The sequence below is a fragment of the Myroides gitamensis genome (assembly GCF_029894455.1).
Taxonomy (GTDB): Bacteria; Bacteroidota; Bacteroidia; order Flavobacteriales; family Flavobacteriaceae; genus Flavobacterium; species Flavobacterium odoratum.
Map to the genome: position 1 here is coordinate 62,714 of NZ_JARYHN010000001.1, position 17,809 is coordinate 80,522.

Annotated in this window: 10 protein-coding genes and 1 pseudogene; 5 read left to right on the forward strand and 6 right to left on the reverse strand. The window is 35.3% G+C overall.

Translation table 11 applies throughout. The annotated features are described in order from the left end of the window. Nucleotides 1-301: 301 nt before the first annotated feature. Nucleotides 302-1,775 (reverse strand): annotated as a pseudogene (locus M2306_RS00345) (SulP family inorganic anion transporter). 247 nt (nt 1,776-2,022) lie between these two features. Here M2306_RS00345 and M2306_RS00350 point away from each other — a divergent pair. Together M2306_RS00350 and M2306_RS00355 are read left to right on the forward strand one after the other, a co-directional pair. Continuing rightward, nucleotides 2,023-2,895 carry an ABC transporter ATP-binding protein gene (locus tag M2306_RS00350; protein ID WP_259189732.1) on the forward strand — a complete coding sequence of 291 codons (873 nt, stop codon included), beginning with the start codon at nt 2,023-2,025 and terminating at the stop codon, nt 2,893-2,895. Between the two features lie 3 nt (nt 2,896-2,898). Continuing rightward, nucleotides 2,899-6,555, forward strand: a complete 3,657-nt coding sequence (locus M2306_RS00355; RefSeq protein WP_259189731.1) for an ABC transporter permease/M1 family aminopeptidase — start codon at nt 2,899-2,901, stop codon at nt 6,553-6,555. A 71-nt stretch (nt 6,556-6,626) separates the two neighbouring features. Here M2306_RS00355 and M2306_RS00360 read toward each other — a convergent pair whose 3' ends face one another. From M2306_RS00360 to trmD, 4 genes are all read right to left on the reverse strand, one after another. Then, a complete protein-coding gene (locus tag M2306_RS00360; protein ID WP_259189729.1) occupies nt 6,627-7,493 on the reverse strand; it encodes an outer membrane beta-barrel protein in 867 nt (288 codons plus the stop codon). A gap of 70 nt (nt 7,494-7,563) precedes the next feature. After that, nucleotides 7,564-11,121 (reverse strand): MBG domain-containing protein, encoded by a 3,558-nt coding sequence (locus M2306_RS00365; RefSeq protein ID WP_259189728.1) that lies wholly within the window; start codon nt 11,119-11,121, stop codon nt 7,564-7,566. 308 nt (nt 11,122-11,429) lie between these two features. After that, nucleotides 11,430-11,780: a 50S ribosomal protein L19 gene (gene rplS / locus M2306_RS00370; RefSeq protein WP_002987216.1), complete on the reverse strand. Its 351-nt coding sequence runs from the start codon at nt 11,778-11,780 to the stop codon at nt 11,430-11,432. Between the two features lie 215 nt (nt 11,781-11,995). Then, nucleotides 11,996-12,682 carry a tRNA (guanosine(37)-N1)-methyltransferase TrmD gene (trmD, locus tag M2306_RS00375; protein WP_115091448.1) on the reverse strand — a complete coding sequence of 229 codons (687 nt, stop codon included), beginning with the start codon at nt 12,680-12,682 and terminating at the stop codon, nt 11,996-11,998. A 178-nt stretch (nt 12,683-12,860) separates the two neighbouring features. On the opposite strand from trmD, the gene M2306_RS00380 reads away from it, so the two are divergent. The 3 genes from M2306_RS00380 to M2306_RS00390 all read left to right on the forward strand — a co-directional run bounded on the left by M2306_RS00380 (nt 12,861) and on the right by M2306_RS00390 (nt 15,971). Then, complete coding sequence (locus M2306_RS00380) at nt 12,861-14,027, forward strand: MFS transporter (RefSeq protein ID WP_259189841.1); 1,167 nt, start codon at nt 12,861-12,863, stop codon at nt 14,025-14,027. A 13-nt stretch (nt 14,028-14,040) separates the two neighbouring features. Further along, nucleotides 14,041-14,973, forward strand: a complete 933-nt coding sequence (locus M2306_RS00385; RefSeq protein ID WP_115091446.1) for a peptidylprolyl isomerase — start codon at nt 14,041-14,043, stop codon at nt 14,971-14,973. A 62-nt stretch (nt 14,974-15,035) separates the two neighbouring features. Next, nucleotides 15,036-15,971 (forward strand): pyridoxal-phosphate dependent enzyme, encoded by a 936-nt coding sequence (locus tag M2306_RS00390; protein WP_115091445.1) that lies wholly within the window; start codon nt 15,036-15,038, stop codon nt 15,969-15,971. Nucleotides 15,972-16,007: 36 nt separating this feature from the next. Here M2306_RS00390 and M2306_RS00395 read toward each other — a convergent pair whose 3' ends face one another. Further along, complete coding sequence (locus tag M2306_RS00395; protein WP_259189719.1) at nt 16,008-17,705, reverse strand: tetratricopeptide repeat protein; 1,698 nt, start codon at nt 17,703-17,705, stop codon at nt 16,008-16,010. Nucleotides 17,706-17,809: the final 104 nt, after the last annotated feature.

A 17,809-nucleotide genomic window follows, 5' to 3' on the forward strand; every position in this document is an offset into this window, starting at 1 on the left:
TTTGAGTAACAAACAGCCTTTTTTTCTTTCAGATTAAGGGGTTATCAGAAAGAATCCGTAGTCGTCTAAAACTAGCTGGATTTTTAATTTTTCCTTAGTTATAAGATAAAGCACAAATATGTACTTGATTTTCAGTTATTCTAAATTATTAGTAAACAAATGTATGTAAAAAAATCTAATAAATGATTTTATGATTAATATTTTTGTTAAATAATTATAGGATTCTTTATTATTCTCTATTTAGAGAATTAAATTGGGTTTTTTTGAATCAAAACAGCCTTTTTTTCGTTAGTCATTACATTTAAACTAACTCTTCTTGATTTTCCTCTTGTTCAATCTCAATTTGATGAAAGGATTTACTGTTTTCAAGCAATCGTATACTATCTGCTCTAAGATTGCGCAAGATTACTTGTTTATTTAGCTCTTGGTATTTGGCAATTATTTTTTTGAGGATTTCTAGGGCTGACATATCTGCGATATGTGATTCTTTGAAATCAATAATGATTTTGTTAGGGTCTTCTTGAGGAGTGAATTTTTCTGAGAAAGAGGTTGTACTACCAAAAAATAGAGGTCCATAAATAGCATAAATTTTATTGCCTTGTTGATCGAATGATTTTCTAGCTCGAATGCGTTTGGCATTGTCCCAGGCAAAGATTAATGCTGAAACAATGACACCTACCAATACGGCTAAAGCTAAATTATGAGAGAAAATAATGATGGCAGTCACTAGAAAAAGAGTAAAGATATCAGCCTTTGGCATTTTGGTAATTAAGCGAAATGAAACCCATTCAAAAGTGGAAATTGCAACAACCATCATAACACCTACAAGAGCCGCCATCGGAATTTGTTCGATGATTGGTCCGCCAATAAGAATAATGAAAAGAATGGTTAAAGCTCCGATAATACCGGCAATTCGGGTTCTTGCACCGGCTCCAATGTTGACTAAGGTTTGCGCAATCATAGCACAACCACCCATACCTCCAAAAAATCCATTGACAATATTTGCTCCACCTTGTGCCATAGCTTCTCTATTGCTATCGCCTTTGGTATTGGTTATTTCATCTACAATGTTTAAGGTTAGGAGAGATTCAATTAATCCAACACCAGCCATGACCAAAGAGAAAGGGAAAATAATTTGTAGGGTTTCCCAAGTAAAAGGAACAAGGGGTAAGTGAAAACTAGGAAAAGAACCGCTAACGGTTGCAATATCGATGACTTTCTTCGTGTCAATTTGAAAAAAGAAAACGAATAAGGTAATGACCACAATAGCGACAAGGGAGGCTGGAACTTTTTTTGGTTAGTTTTGGAAAAAGCCAAACAGTACCAATAGTTAAGGCTGTCAATCCTAGCATCAGATACAGGGTTGTTCCCGTTAACCAAGTTGTTGAATCCGCTGTTGTGACTTTAAATTGTGCTACTTGAGCCAAGAAGATAATAACAGCTAATCCATTTAAAAAACCATACATCACAGGTTGAGGAATGAGTCGAACAAATCGACCTAATTTACAAGCTCCAACAAGAAATTGGATGCAACCCGCTAAGACTACAGCGGCAAATAGATATTCTACACCATAGAGGGAAGCTAATGCAATTAATACGACTACAGTTGCTCCAGCACCTCCTGAAACCATACCTGGTCTTCCTCCAAAGATGGCCGTAATGATCCCCATTAAAAAAGCAGCATATAACCCCGTTAAGGGAGTTAATCCCGCAAGAATAGCAAAGGATAATGATTCAGGAATCATGGTCATCGCAACGGTTAAACCGGCGAGAATCTCATTTTTGAAATTTAATTTTTTTTAATGCCGGAATAGACAGGAAAGGATGCATCATCGTGATTCTAAATAAGACGACAAAATTAAAAATTTTAATTCAAGTAAAGGGTATAAAGAATCAAGGGATTGCAGTTTGAGTAGAGGAAGAGAAATAGGATTGAGGATGAAGAGAGAAGAATATGTTAGCGTGTTGTGTAACAAAAGAGTAAATCGGGATACTTATAGAGTAAACCAAAAAAATAGAAGTATGAAATTAGTTATTGAAAATTTAAGTAAGACCTATAAAAATGGGGTAAAAGCATTAGATGATTTATCAATAGAAATAGGACCAGGAATGTTTGGTTTGTTAGGACCTAATGGAGCAGGAAAATCAACCTTAATGCGAACAATAGCTACACTACAAAAGCCAGATACAGGAAGTATTCGATTTGGCGATATAAATATTTTAGAACAGCAAAATGAATTTCGAAAAGTATTGGGGTATTTACCGCAAGACTTTGGTGTGTATCCCAATATGTCTGCCGTGGATTTATTGGATTATTTTGCACGACTAAAAGGAATTTCCAATGCTTCAGAACGCCGTGAAATTGTGAATCGCGTGTTAGAAGTAACTAATTTATATGAAGTAAGGCGCAAAAGCGTAAGTGGATATTCCGGAGGAATGAAACAGCGTTTTGGTATTGCTCAATTGTTGTTAAATGACCCTAAACTAATTATAGTTGATGAACCAACAGCAGGATTAGATCCAGCTGAACGTCATCGTTTCTTAAATGTTCTAAGAGAAATTGGAACCAATAACATTGTAATCTTTTCCACGCATATCGTAGATGACGTGAATGAATTATGTCATGAGATGGCTATTTTAAATGGCGGACATCTTTTGGAAAGAAGTACACCGAAAGAAGCAGAACAAAAGTTAACGGGACGTATTTGGTTAAAAGAAATCAATAGAGAAGAGGTGGATCAACACAACCAATTGAATATCCTTTCTGGAAAGTACAACCAAGAAAACCGATTAAAAATTCGCGTATATGCTGAGGATTCTTTAGCAAGCGAAGGGTTTGAATCGGTTAAACCAACCTTGGAAGATGTTTATTTTGTTGCATTAAAAAACGATTAAGGGATGTTTAAAACAGTTTTTTCTTTTGAACTTAAACGTTGGTTTAAGAGCTGGGTATTTTACTTATACCTAGCGATTTTCTTTGCGATAAGTTTCTTATCGATGATGTCGACCATTGGTGTTTTTGATGCCGTGAAAAATACATCAGCTTCTTTATTGCAAATGAATTCCGCTTATTTACTCAATGTGATGTTGGATTCATTCAATATGCTACTGTATTTTTTATTTCCTTCGATTATTGGGATGGCCATTTACAGAGATTATAAATATAATGTACACCATATTTTATATTCGTATCCTTTTTCTAAATGGCAATATTTGCTAGGTAAATTTACTAGTTCTTTTCTTGTGACGCTCTTGATTAGCATCATGATGGGAATTGGTTCATTCTTAGCGACTCTTGTTCCTTGGGCAAATCCAGAGTTGTTAGGTCCTAATGAATTGTGGAACTATGTACAAGTGTACTTAATCAATTTAATTCCCAATATGTTATTTATTGGCGTGATTGTGTTTGCTGTAGTGACATTGACGCGTAGTATTTATACTGGATTTATAACCATCATCATCATCATGATTGTGCAAGGCATCATTAATAGTATTGCAGCTGATGTAGATTATAGAGAATTAGGAGCCTTATTAGATCCTTCTGGAGGACAAGCACTGAGCTATTATACGCGTTATTGGAGTGTAGAGGAATTGAATGTCAATAATTTACCACTAGAGAAGTATTATCTTTTAAATCGATGTATTTGGTTGATAATCAGTTTAATCTCTTTATTCGTTTTAGGTAAAGTATTTAAATTTGAACAGCAACCAGCCACATTCTCGTGGAAGAGAAAAATAAAAGGAGATCGTGTAGTGAAAAATAACTTTGGAGGAATTTTTAAAATTGTATTGCCAAAGGTGCGTTATGATTTTTCTTTCAAAGCCAATTGGAGCAATGTGTTTGCTTTTGCAAAAATCGATTTTAAGTTTTTAGCGCGTAACCGCGTATTCTTGATTTTGATTGGCGTTGGTTTATTGTTTATGATTCTAGTAGCCAGTTTCGCTATGACGATGTATGGAACATCAACTTATCCTTTGACAAGGCAAATGTTGATGATTCCTGGCTCGACCTTCCATTTCTTTATCTTGATGATTACCTTTTTAGGAGCAGGATTACTTGTGCACCGTGGAGAAAATACACGTATGAATTTACTCGTAGATTCAACTGCAGTTCCTAACTGGGTGTTGTTCGTTTCGAAGTTTCTGGCCTTGATTGGATTGCAATTGATGTTGTTGGTATTAATCATGGTAACGAGCATCGGTATTCAGGCGTATAACGGTTTTTATCAGTTTGAAATTGGGTTATACCTTCAAAGTTTGTTGGGGTATGATTGGATTGAATTTATTATTTGGGCCTTGATGGCAATGGCGGTACAAACGTTTTTCAAAAATTATATTATTGGATTTTTCGTTTTACTTGTACTTAATATGGGATGGCCTGCAATTGGTAAAATAGGAATAGAACAACCAATTTTCTTTTTTAATTCGATTCCGACACCTTCTTATTCGGATATGAATGGCTTCGGTTCGAGTGCTGATTTTGGTAAGTTCTTAATCTATGCACTTTATTGGAGCTTATTTGTAGCAGGATTAAGCGGATTGACTTTATTGTTTTGGAGAAGAGGTGTATTTAGTGGATTGAAAGAGCGCTTTTACTATGCGAAGAAACGCTCAAAAGCAATTGTTATCGTACCAACTCTGCTTTTCTTTGTGACTTTTATAGGCTTAGGTGCTTATTTATATTATGAAAATACGGTATTGAATGTGTTTCATTCAGCCAAAGAATCAGAACTTCTTCAAGTGGCATACGAAAAAACGTATAAAAAATATCAATGGATGGCACAACCGCGCATTGTTGATGTCAAGGTAGATATCGATTTATATCCAGAACAGAACAATTTCCAAGCAAGGGGAACTTATATACTGGAAAATAAAACAACGCAAGCATTAGATAGCTTGTACGTGGCTTACTATCCAAGTTTAAAGAATACAATTGTCCTAGAAGGAGGGACATTTTTGTCTACTGATTCTATTCAAGGGGTGAGTTTTTATCGTTTGGATACACCAATGCAAGCAGGAGAAACGAGAACGTTGGAATTTGTTGTAGAAAATAAACCGAATACCATGATTCGTTCGGAATCTCCTATCCTAAATAACGGAACTTTCTTAAACAATAGTTATTTTCCTTCATTAGGATATAGTGATCGTGGGGAGTTGACCGATGATGAAATTCGCAAAAAACACGGGTTAGCACCAAAAGAGCGTATGGCGGAACAAACAGACAAACGCGCTTTACAAAATACGTATATCAGCAGTGATGCTGATTGGATTCACTTTGAAACCACAGTGAGTACATCTGCTGATCAAATAGCAATTGCGCCAGGTTATTTACAAAAAGAATGGACCGAAGGAAATCGTCGTTACTTCCATTATAAGATGGATCAAAAGATGTTGAACTTCTATGCATATAATTCAGCGCGTTATGAAGTTAAACGCGATAAATGGAAGGATGTCAATATTGAGATTTACTATCATAAAGGACACGAATACAATTTGGATCGCATGATGTCTGGAGTGAAAAAATCATTGGCGTATTATTCTGAGGCTTTTAGCCCTTACCAACACAAGCAAGTGCGAATTATTGAGTTTCCATTAAGTATGGGAAGTTTTGCACAGTCTTTTGCTAATACAATTCCATTTTCTGAAACAATTGGATTTGTTGCAGATGTAGATGATACGGATGAAAATGCCGTAGATTATCCTTTTTCAGTAACAGCACACGAAGTAGCACATCAATGGTGGGCCCATCAGGTGATTGGAGCAAATGTACAAGGAGCAACGATGCTTTCCGAAAGTTTATCGGAATATAGTTCATTGAAGGTATTAGAAAAAGAATACGGCAAAGGACAAATGCAGCGTTTTTTGAAAGATGCTTTAGATGGTTATTTAAGTGGACGATCAAGAGAGTCTAAAAAAGAGAAACCGTTGATGTATAATGAAAATCAACAGTACATTCATTACAATAAAGGGTCTTTGGTCTTTTATACGATGAGTGATTATTTAGGAGATGCTGTTTTGAATGGAGTATTAAAAGAATATGTAAAAAAAGTTGCCTTTCAAGAAGCACCTTATACCATTTCTGCAGAATTAGTGAATGATATTAAAGTTGCTACTCCTGATTCGTTGCGCTATATGGTAAAAGATATGTTTGAAACTATTACGTTATATGATAACTATGTGGACAAAGTTGAAATTAAGCCATTAGATGGAGGCAAGTACGAAGTGAAAATCAAAACTTATGTGAGTAAGTATAGAGCCGGAGATAAAGGAGAAAAGATATATGCAGATCAAGGAACAACTCCGCTTGTATTTACTGGAGATAAGAACTTGAAGATAGAATCTTTGCCTTTAGCCGATTATGTTGAGGTTGGTATTTTTGCCAAAGCGAAAGAAGCGAAGAGTAAAGAGAAAGTGCTATACCTACAAAAAGTAAAAGTAACCGCAATTGAAAATGAGTTTACAATTATTGTAGATGAAAAACCAACTGAAGTGGGAATTGATCCTTATTATAAGTTGATTGATACGCGTTCGTATGACAATAGAAAAGCAATATAAAGTAAAAAGGGACCTCGTAAGGTCCCTTTTTTCATTTGTAAATGTCAGTAAGTTAAAGAGTGTTTGTAGTATTATAAGCCAAAACCATATTTTATTTTAATTCCAATAGCGTATGTTTTTAATTTATACGCTGCATTGTCGTACACTGCATTGCGTTGTATTAAAGCTTCTCCTTTTACAGCATCCGGTTTATAACCAATTAAAGCGGATCTGTCAGCTTTACTATCAGATTTCTTGATATCATTTAATCCAATATCAAAATACAATCCAAAGTATAGATTTTGTCTTTCGGCTAATTCGTACTTGTATCCTACTTCTCCTACCCAAGCGATTCGCGTATCAACATCAATATCTTTCTTTTCTTTGGGTAAATCAAAAGAGCCCAATCCTCCAAATTCAGGATAAGGTAAAACCAATTCATATTGTGGAAAATATCCTTCGGTTTGCAGCTGATTGAAAGTCGTTTCTACCTCGCTCGTCATACTCAATCCTAGTTGAACCCCTGTTCTGAAATACAAATTGTTCTCCATTGTATAACCTACTGTAATGGGGATGTTCAGTTGATTTAGTGTTATTTTCTCACTAACTGAACTGGCTTTGTATCGAAAGATAAAGTTATCTCCTTCCCAATCGGTTACAGGTAAACTTCCTTCTAAGCGACTCATGTCGCTCTTGATTGAATTCATGGTATAAATTCCTCCAATACCTGCACTCCATTTGTGAGACAAATGGTAATCGTAGTGAAGCCCAGCTCCATAAGACATTCCTCCATCTGACTTCGCATTGTAAGGCAAACTATTTTGAACGCCTAAATAACCACCCTGTACGCTAACGCCTACTTCGTGTTTGTTGTAATAGTAACGGCTAAATTGAGCTGTTGCTGTTTGACTAATCAAACACAGACCAAATAGGCTTAATGCATATATAATTTTTCTCATAAAATTGATTTTTTTTAAACCAGGCAGTAGAGCTAACTGCTGCCTGATAATTAGTATGTTTTGTATGTTGTTATTCTTTTACAATGAATTGTACTGATTGGTGTTTTCCTTCTGATTTTAGTACTAAGTAATAAGAACCCGAAGCAATTGTAGCTGGTAAGTTCACTTCTTTTTTCTCGTCAGTAAATACGCCTTGGGAAATAACTTGACCAATTATATTATAAATGGTATAGTTATTCTCATATATTTTGTCCTCTTCTAAGACAACTTGTAATGCTTGTGTTTTTGCCACAGGATTTGGATAAACTTTTAGTTTACCATTCTTTTTTAAGATGATTTCAATCGGACAGGTAGTGAGTTTAGTTCCATTAGCTAAGGTTAAAACTGCATGATAGATTGCCGTATCATCTAGTTTCATTCCATATTTATCTCCAGCAGAATAGGATTGTTGTGTACTGATTAACTCGTTGTTTTTATACCATTCGTATTTAATAAATTTATAACCTCCATTGGTTGTCGGATTATTATTCACTAATAGTACATTTTCGTATTTCTGATACACAATGTTTGTGGTAGGAAAGCGTTTCTCGATATAAACATAATATTTCGTACTCTTCGTACCATCTTCTGAGAATACTTCAATTTCTTGTTTGTGTATTCCATATGTACTAACATCAACTACGATACGATTGTTAGGTTTTACTGTCATCCCTTCGTTAACAAGAACTTCTAATAGAACACTATTTTTGTTAGGATCACAATCTAACAGAATATAGGTTTCTTTTTGTATTCTACCATAAGAGACTCCATCAACAAGTAGGTCTAAAATATCTGTAACGTTGGTTTTGATGATGAGGGTTCTTGTTACTGGTGTGGCAGGTAAATAGTTTTCATTTCCATCTTGATAAGCGGTAATCTTAGCAGTTCCTACTTGTAATGGCGTCACTAACCCTGCTGCTGTCATCGTTAAGAGATTAGGCATACTAGTATAGGTTACTTCAAAACGCACTGGAAGTCCTGAAGTAGCTGTTGCATGCAATTGTAAAAATGGCGTATCCTCGATATAAATAATGTTTAGTTCTTCAAAATCGATTTCTTGAGGAGCTTTGACAATAGTCAGTTCCGCTTCTAATTCGAGTATTTCGTAATTTGGACCAAAGTCTATAACTGCTTTTACGTTGTATACACCCACTTCCGTTTGGTGGTTATTGATATAAGTAATAACAGTATTAGGAGGAATACTTCCTGTTACCGCTAAGCTTTTTACTGTTCCGTCATAGACAAATGTTTTAGATAAAAATTCGAGATTATCTTTTCCTTCAAATTCTGCTTTACGAATTTCAAAATCAGCGGAAGTAAAATCTGTAAGGTAATAATTCGGACCAGCTTCTAAGGTACCAATTGTAATGGGATAGAAACCAAGATCTTCGCCTTCTTCTCTACTTAAGCGTCCTCGTGTAGCTTGAAAATTTGTATCATTAAACTGTAAGCCTACTCCTGTAAATTGTAAAATAGGGTCTGCACTGCCAAAGTATTTGTATTGATCAGGATTAGCTATAATGGCAAGAGGAGCTGGTTTAATTTCAAATTGTTCATATACTATATTAATGTAATAGTTTTGTGTATCCATAGAAAAATAGGCAACTCTATAATAATGAAACCCTACATTTTCTCCAGCCATTTTCTCCAATCGTATTTCGCGAATTAAATCAATAGTATCATCCAATTTGAATCCTACAATCGAGTCATAGGTTATAACTGGATCAGGTTGTCCATAGGTTTTCCATTGACCAGGAGTTGGATAAAGATCTAAACGAGCAGGTGTAATATAGAATACATTGGGGATATAATGAACTGTATAGTTGTTAGAATGTACAGTTAAATCATTTCGATGAATAGCATAAAAACCTACATTTTCGCCTGGATCACGAACTAACGAACCTGTTATGATAGTTGCTGGTGTATCTCCATTCGTTAGACCTATAAGGGAGTAAAAAATGGCTGTATTTTCGGGATTTCCATATTCTTTAATATTACTAGGAAGACGGTCTTCATATGGGCTATGAACGCGAATAGTCAAATCTGCGGGTGTAATCGTAAAAGTATTATCGATAAAAATGATGTTGTAATTGGAATTGCTTACATTACCTTGTAAAAAACGATAGATGCCTACATCTTCTCCCGGTTCTCTTGTTATGTTTCCTGTTAAAGAACGTATCGTATCTGAAAATTTAAAACCTTCAGCAGTATAACTGTATCGTGGTTCTCTCTCTCCATATACTTTTGTTTTCGAATCTGCTGTAATAGTTAAAGGTGCTGGAGTAATACTAAACTTGATAGGTTCAAGATACAAGGTGTAATTGGGTATTGAAATAAGTGATCCCAATGTAAAATCATATCGACCTACATTTTCACCAGGTAAACGATAAAGTTGACCACGAAGAGGAACTATATCTTCTTGATGAATAAATCCACTAACAGTATAAGTTAAAGGCGGATCAACTTCCCCATATTCTTTTGCTAATGTATCAGGCGTAATTGTTAATTTCGCTGGGCGTACGCGTACTTTTATGGCTAAGCGTTCACTTTCACATCCACTTGGGCTACGCTGACTAATCCAATAGGAAAAAGTGCGTACAGCGTCTGTTGGTATGGTTGGTGTAACACTACTTCCTTGTCCTCCTGTAGCTCTTGTATACCACATAAGTACATGACCAGGGGCAACATCAATCGTAAAAGGAGTAGAAGTATCACCATAGGTAAATTCAATTGCATTGTTTTCTACAATGGGTATAGCAACATTTTCCATTCGAACAGTAACAGCTGTTCTCGTTGTACTTTCACAGTTATGAATGGTTTGTGAAGCGTAATACGTTCTGTTGTTTGTCAATAAAATGGTAGAAGCAAGGGGAGTACTGCCTTCGGGGGCATTGTACCATTTGATTGTACTTCCAGTAGCTTCTAAATCAGCAATTGTAGGTTGATTAGAAGGACAAAAAAGTTGTTCTGCCTCAGCAGTTGGTGCTGCTGTATTAACAACAGTAGCGGTTATAGGGATACGTGTTGATTCACAACCAGCTACTATATGATAACTCGAGGTATAATAAGTGGTTCCACTAACTATTGGAGTATTGTAAGCAAGAGGTGTTGTTGAGGTAGCTGTTGCATACCAACGTGTAATATATAAATCTTCTACTGCTACTTGTATATGTGCTAATGTAGGGGCATTACATAAATATTGATTGCTATCCGCTCGTGGAGGTTGAGGGGTAAGAATAATGATTTCTATAGGTTTTCGTTCTGCTTTACAGTTCCCGTTAATTAATTCAACATAGTACGTGCCTGATTGGCTGATTGTTGTTATTTCAGTAGCGTCCGTCGCTGAAGCATACCATTTGGGTTGGCCTGTACATGTAGTACGAAGTCTAATTGCTGTAACAGCTGTTGGTGCACAGAAAAAGGGATTTTCAACGGTTATTTCTCCCAAATCTGAAAATACAATTTCTGTTTGTATGGGTAAGGCATTCTTGTTTTTGTTAAGTACAAAAGAAGATGCTTTGTTTAAGGGAAACACCAAGAGTGAACAACAGAAGAGCAGTACTCCTGTTAGTAGTAGTTTTGGATTCATGTATATTGATTTTTAGATCTATTTTTCTAGTTAATTCTTTGAATAGAGAATTGGTTTTAAAATTAAGAAAAATATAACATAATTCAGTTATGAAAATATCTAAAAAAAATCAATAATAAAAATTTTAAGAGATGATATTTAATTCTTTAGTTAATTATAGAGGGTTTTATTTGAAAATAATAATAAAGTAGTTTGGGATAAACTATATCGCTTAGGCTAAATAATGTAGATAGGATAGGGGAAAAGGATGTAAATAAAAAAGGGAAAGCACATGTGCTTTCCCTTTTTTATTCGTCTCAGAAATAAGATTATCCTCTTCTTTCTTTGATTTTTGCTTTTTTACCAGTAAGTTCTCTGAAGTAGAAAATACGAGCTCTACGAACTTTACCTCTTTGATTTAATTCGATTTTTTCTAAAGCAGGCATGTTGATTGGGAAGATACGCTCTACACCAACGTTACCAGACATTTTACGGATAGTAAAAGTCTCAGTAGCACCTGAACCTCTTCTTTGGATAACTACTCCTTTAAAGAACTGAGTTCTTTTTTTGTCACCCTCTTTAATTTCGTAGTACACAGTAATTGTGTCTCCAGCTTTAAATGCTGGGAAGTCTTTTTTTGCAACTAATTCGTCTTGAACGAATTTCATTAAATCTGCCATTTCTGAAAAAAATAATTAATTAATTTAAACTAACATGCACGGACCTCGCCAGAGGTTAGTTTAAAGCGAGTGCAAATATATGAAAATCCAATAAAATAATCCTAATTTTTAGGCTAAATAATTGAGATATTGTTCTTTACTTAATCTATAAGGTGAATCACCCGTTCTGTTTTAAAAAAGAATAGGAAAACTAATTCAAAACGAGAAGCTTAGCTTTATTTTTGCTTGTCTTCTAAAAGATCAGGTCTTCTTGTTTTAGTATGTTCATAAGCCATGTCTTCTCTCCATTTATCAATAGCAGCAAAATTACCGCTTAGTAATACATCAGGAACTTTCCATCCTTTGTATTCCGAAGGTCTTGTATAAATAGGAGGAGCAAGCAAATTATCTTGGAAGCTATCCGTTAAGGCTGAGGTTTCATCATTTAGCACACCTGGAATTAGACGAATTAAAGCATCACATAAAATAACAGCCCCTAATTCTCCACCAGATAGCACATAATCACCTATTGAAATTTCCTTCGTGATAAAATGATCGCGTACGCGCTGATCTACTCCTTTGTAATGGCCACATAGAATAATGATATTCTTTAGTAGTGACATGCTATTAGCCATAGATTGATTCAATGTTTCTCCATCAGGAGACATGTAAATAATCTCATCGTATTCACGTTCCTCTTTTAATTGGGTAATACAACGATCAATCGGTTCAATACTCATGACCATCCCTGCACCACCACCAAATTGATAGTCATCAACATTTTTGTGCTTGTTAGTGCTATAATCACGTAAATTATGAAAGTGTACTTCAACAAGTCCTTTCGCAATCGCTCGTTTTAAAATAGAAGCTTGAAAAGGGCTTTCAATTAATTCAGGAACAACCGAAATGATATCTATGCGCATGGGTTTTAAATTTGAGCAAAGGTACAATCCTCTTTTGTACAATCCAATGGTTATATGTTCATCAAGTTCAGTTTCCTGCGAATTTTTAATTTAATTCAATGTCGCGTATTTATTTATTTGTTGTAGAAATTATCCCTTTATTTGGTTAGAAATATAGGAGATGTTTACCTTTGTAGGTATGAGTTTATCTAAAGCAAATGTATTGTTTATGGCAGCAGTTACGGGGTTAATTGTTGCTAATTTATATTATTGTCAACCCTTAATACCACTAATTGCGGATGAGTTTGGTGTTTCAGAAGCTTCGGCAGGGACATTGACGTATTTAACCCAGGCAGGCTATGCAATAGGTATGTTTCTGATGATTCCGTTAGGGGATCGGTTAGAACGAAAAAAACAAATTACCTACACAACCCTTTGTGCGATTATTGCTTTAGGATTAACGGCAACTGTTACGAATTTCTTCTGGCTACAAGTAATTAGTTTTTTACTGGGTGCTACTTCTATCGTTCCTCAACTTGTTCTGCCAATGGCAGCTAGTTTAGCTTCAGAAGAACAACGAGGAAAAGTAATTGGTACTGTAGTCAGCGGTTTATTGATTGGGATTTTATTTTCTCGTACTTTAAGTGGATTTGTAGGAATATGGTTAGGCTGGAGAGGGATGTTTTGGATTGCAACGGCAATCGGAGTTTTACTTGTTATTCTGATTCAATTTCGACTTCCTATTAATAAACCGACGTATCAAGGATCCATTTCGAGTCTATATCGTTCGCTTTTTATTTTAATTAAAGAACAACCCGTACTTCGAGAAGCTACTTGGATTACAAGTTTAGCTTTCGCTCAATTTGGTGCTTTTTGGACGACGATGGTATTGCTGTTACACAATCAGCCTTTTGGGTATGACAGTGCTTTGATTGGATCTTTTGGATTAATTGGGGCTTGTGGTGCTTTCGCAGCGCCTTTGGTTGGGAAGATTGGTGGAGCAGGAGGCGCTCAAAAATTAATTTTATATGGCATAAGCATGACATTTTTGAGTTTTGTTGTTTTTGCGTTATCTGCCACATCTATTGTAGGCATTATTATTGGAATAGTCCTGATAGATTTAGGATTACAAACGATTCACGTCTCTAATCAAACGCGTATTTACTCCTTATTGCCTGAAGCACGTAACCGATTGAATACTGTCTATATGTCATTTAGTTTCCTCGGAACAGCTTTTGGCTCGGCTTTTGGTTTATATTTGTGGAAATATTTTGGATGGGTAGGTGTTTGTGTTGGTGGCATGGCTTTGGCCTTTTTGTCATTTCTGATTTATCTACGCACAAAGAAAAAAAATAGTAAAAATTAATAACATAAGAAGAATGGAAAACGGTATTTACGCAAAATTTAATACGTCAAAAGGCGAGATTTTAGTTAAACTAACTGAAGATAAAACACCTGGAACAGTAGGTAACTTTGTTGCATTAGCAGAAGGAAAATTAGAAAATTCAGCACGTCCACAAGGAAAACCATACTATGATGGATTAAAGTTTCATAGAGTTATACCAGATTTTATGATTCAAGGAGGATGTCCACAAGGAATTGGATCAGGTGGACCAGGTTATACATTTGATGATGAATTTGATGGAACATTGACACATGATGGTCCTGGAGTATTGTCTATGGCAAATGCAGGCCCTGGAACAAATGGATCACAATTCTTTATCACGCACGTTGCAACCCCATGGTTAGATGGTAAACATACTGTTTTTGGACGTGTAATCAGTGGACAAGATATCGTGGATGCAATTACACAAGATGACGTAATCGAATCAATCGAAATTGTACGTGTTGGTGAAGATGCACAAAAATGGAATGCAGTTGAGGCTTTCCGTACATTTGAAGGAGCAAGAGAAAAAAGAATTGCAGAACAGAAAAAAGCAGGAGAAGAAGCTTTAGAAAAAGTAGCTGCTGGTTTTGAACGTACTGAAAGTGGATTGCGTTACCAAATGATCGTAAATGGATCAGGTAAACAAGCGGAAAAAGGTAAAACAGTTGCGGTTCACTATAAAGGAGCTTTAGATAATGGAATGGAGTTTGACAATTCATACAAACGCAAAAAACCAATCGAATTTCCTTTGGGAATGGGACATGTAATTGAAGGATGGGACGAAGGAATTTCCCTATTACGCGTAGGAGATAAGGCTCGTTTCGTTATTCCTCCTTATTTAGGATACGGAGAAAGAGGTGCAGGTGGAGTTATTCCTCCAAATGCAATCCTAGTATTCGATGTTGAATTAATGGATGTAAAGTAACATAACATAAGCTCCCAATCTTTTTTAAGATTGGGAGTTTTTTATCCAATGCTATTTTTTTTATGAAAGAGAAAATCAATACGTGTTACGAGAAAATAAAACCTTATGTGCATCATACGCCTATTATGGAGTCTGGTCATATTGAAAACTTTCTAGGTAGTGATTTGTATTTTAAATGTGAAAACTTTCAGCGTGCAGGAGCCTTTAAAATGAGAGGCGCAACTAATGCTATTTTGCATTTAACTACAGAGCAAAAAGAAAAGGGAGTCGTAACGCACTCCTCAGGGAACTTTGCACAGGCACTTGCTTTGGCTGCTCGTACTTTTGGCGTGAAATGTTATATTGTGATGCCATTTAATGCACCTAATGTAAAAAAGGATGCGGTAGTAATGTATGGAGGGGAAATTGTAGAATGTGCTCCTACGATGGAGTCGAGAGAGCGTGTGTGTAATCAAGTGATTGATGAAACAGGTGCAACATTCATTCACCCTTCAAATGAAATCAATGTCATTATAGGGAACAGTACAGCAACCAAAGAGTTATTGGAAACCGAACCAGATTTAGACGCCTTGATTGTGCCTGTTGGCGGTGGTGGATTATTAGCTGGAACCATTTTAGCAGCTCAAGCTTTTGGAAAAGCGGGGATTGAAGTATATGCAGGAGAACCTTATGAAGTAGATGATGCCTTTCGTTCCTTAACAAGTGGAAAGATTGAATGCAATCTTTCTGTGGATACCATTGCAGATGGTTTGCGTACACAGTTGGGAGATGTCAATTTTCCAATTATTAAAGAAGGTGTAAAAGCAATTATTCGCGTTCGAGAAAATGAAATTATTAGTGCCATGCGCCTCATTTGGCAACGCATGAAAATTGTTGTTGAGCCAAGTAGTGCTGTAGCTTTAGCCGTATTGATTAAAGAACGCCCACTATTTGAAGGCAAAAAAGTAGGAATTATTTTATCTGGTGGAAATGTAGATTTAGATAATTTACCCTTTTAAAAGGTTTAGTTTTATACTAAACCTTTTTTTATGCTTTTAATCGAATAATTGTTGATAGGTATCACTATATTTTTTTCGTAAACGCTGTTTCGTCTTTTTTACAGCATCAATTGTAATGCCTAAAATATTAGCCGTCTCTTGATTGGTAAGATTCAATCGCTGTAATAAAATAACACGTAAATTAGAATCTGTTAAATCCGGAAAGGAAGCAATGAGATTTGCATAATATTCTGACTGCTCTGTTTGAAAGGTCTTTTTGAATACCAACCAACTCTCATCTGTCATCAAGTGAGAAGAGATGGTTTGTTCTAGCTTCATGCGTTCCGCTTGGGATTTTACACTTGTAGAATCCTTTATTTTATTTAATTCTACTTCTAAGATATTAATCTGTTTTGTTTTTTCTGCTAAGTATTCTTTATAGGAGTCCAAAGAGTGATTCGTGTCTTGCCATCTTTTCTCAGATTCGGCCATCTCTTGTTCAATTTTTTGAATATTAGATTCATACATGGATGCTTGTTTGGATAATTGTTTTCGATATACCTTGTAAAGAAAAACAAGAACACAACCCAATGAAAAAGAAAGCGACAAAAAAAGTAGACGCTGATAATTGATTTTTTCATAGTGATAGCGCTGTGATTCTAATTGTAAGTTAATCAATTCAATTTCGGCATCCCAATTAATTTGATCGATGGCCTTTTGACCTTCAGTTTCACTAATATATTCATTGAGGGTCGTTAACTTTCTTCTATAGAGCAATTCGCGTTTTTCATCTTTTTCCGCAATTGAAACTTCCAATAGTAATTTCATGATATCATATTCAAACCCCTTGACATAATTTAGAGTCTGTGTATACGAAAAAGCCTCTAGTGCTGTTTTCTTGGTATTTGCGACATCACCTTTATCCCAATACACTTGTGCAAGCGAGAGCAAGGCAAACATAGTATTCTTTTTGTCATCCACTTTCTTAGAAAGTGTAATATCTTCTTCTAAATAAGCAATGGCTTTTTCCCAATTTTGTTTATTGTTTTCGATGCTTGCTAAATCACCTAAAATCTTGGCATAACGCAAAAGATCTCCTTGACTTTCCGCTAAATTTTTGGCTTGTATTAAATAAGGGTAAGCTAATGCTTCTTGTTTGTCCTTAATTGCAAAATTACCAATTGCATTCAATAAGCTCGTGTAATTGATATTGTCTTTGGAAGTGAATTGTAATGCTTTGGTTAAGTAGGTAATTCCCTGCTTGTATTTGCCAATGGTTCCATAGAAATAACCAATTTTTCGGTAGATATCAGTAGGCTGTATGGTAATTTCTTCTGGATGATGATCTAAAATGTAAGCAACTTCACTATAGTAATTAGCGGCTTCGATATAATGATTATACGTATAGTAGTAAAAACCTATTTGGGTATTAAACCAATGGGTTAAACTAGGGAAATTTAAAGCTTTTATTTGTACTTCCGCTTCTTTCATTAATAAGGTTGTCTGCTCATTAAATGCGCCTAGTTCCTCCGCTTTAATCTGGGCTCTTTTCACCTTCTGAATGATATGTAATAGATCTTTTTGTAAGGGATGAGGACTGGAGGATTGAGCCTGAACTAGTTCGTCTAATTTAGTAATATCATCTACTTTATGTAGCTCTGTTAGGAATTGGTTGATATGTAAAGAGGTATTATCTCTTGTATTGCTACAAGAGTAGAAACATAATAAAATAATAAAGTATACTATTTTTTTCATAAATACCTTTTTATATCGAATGAATGAGCAAATATAGTTAAATTTTTGGATGTCTACCCTTTTGTCCACCCTAATGTCCACCCCAAATATATTATTTTTTTAAC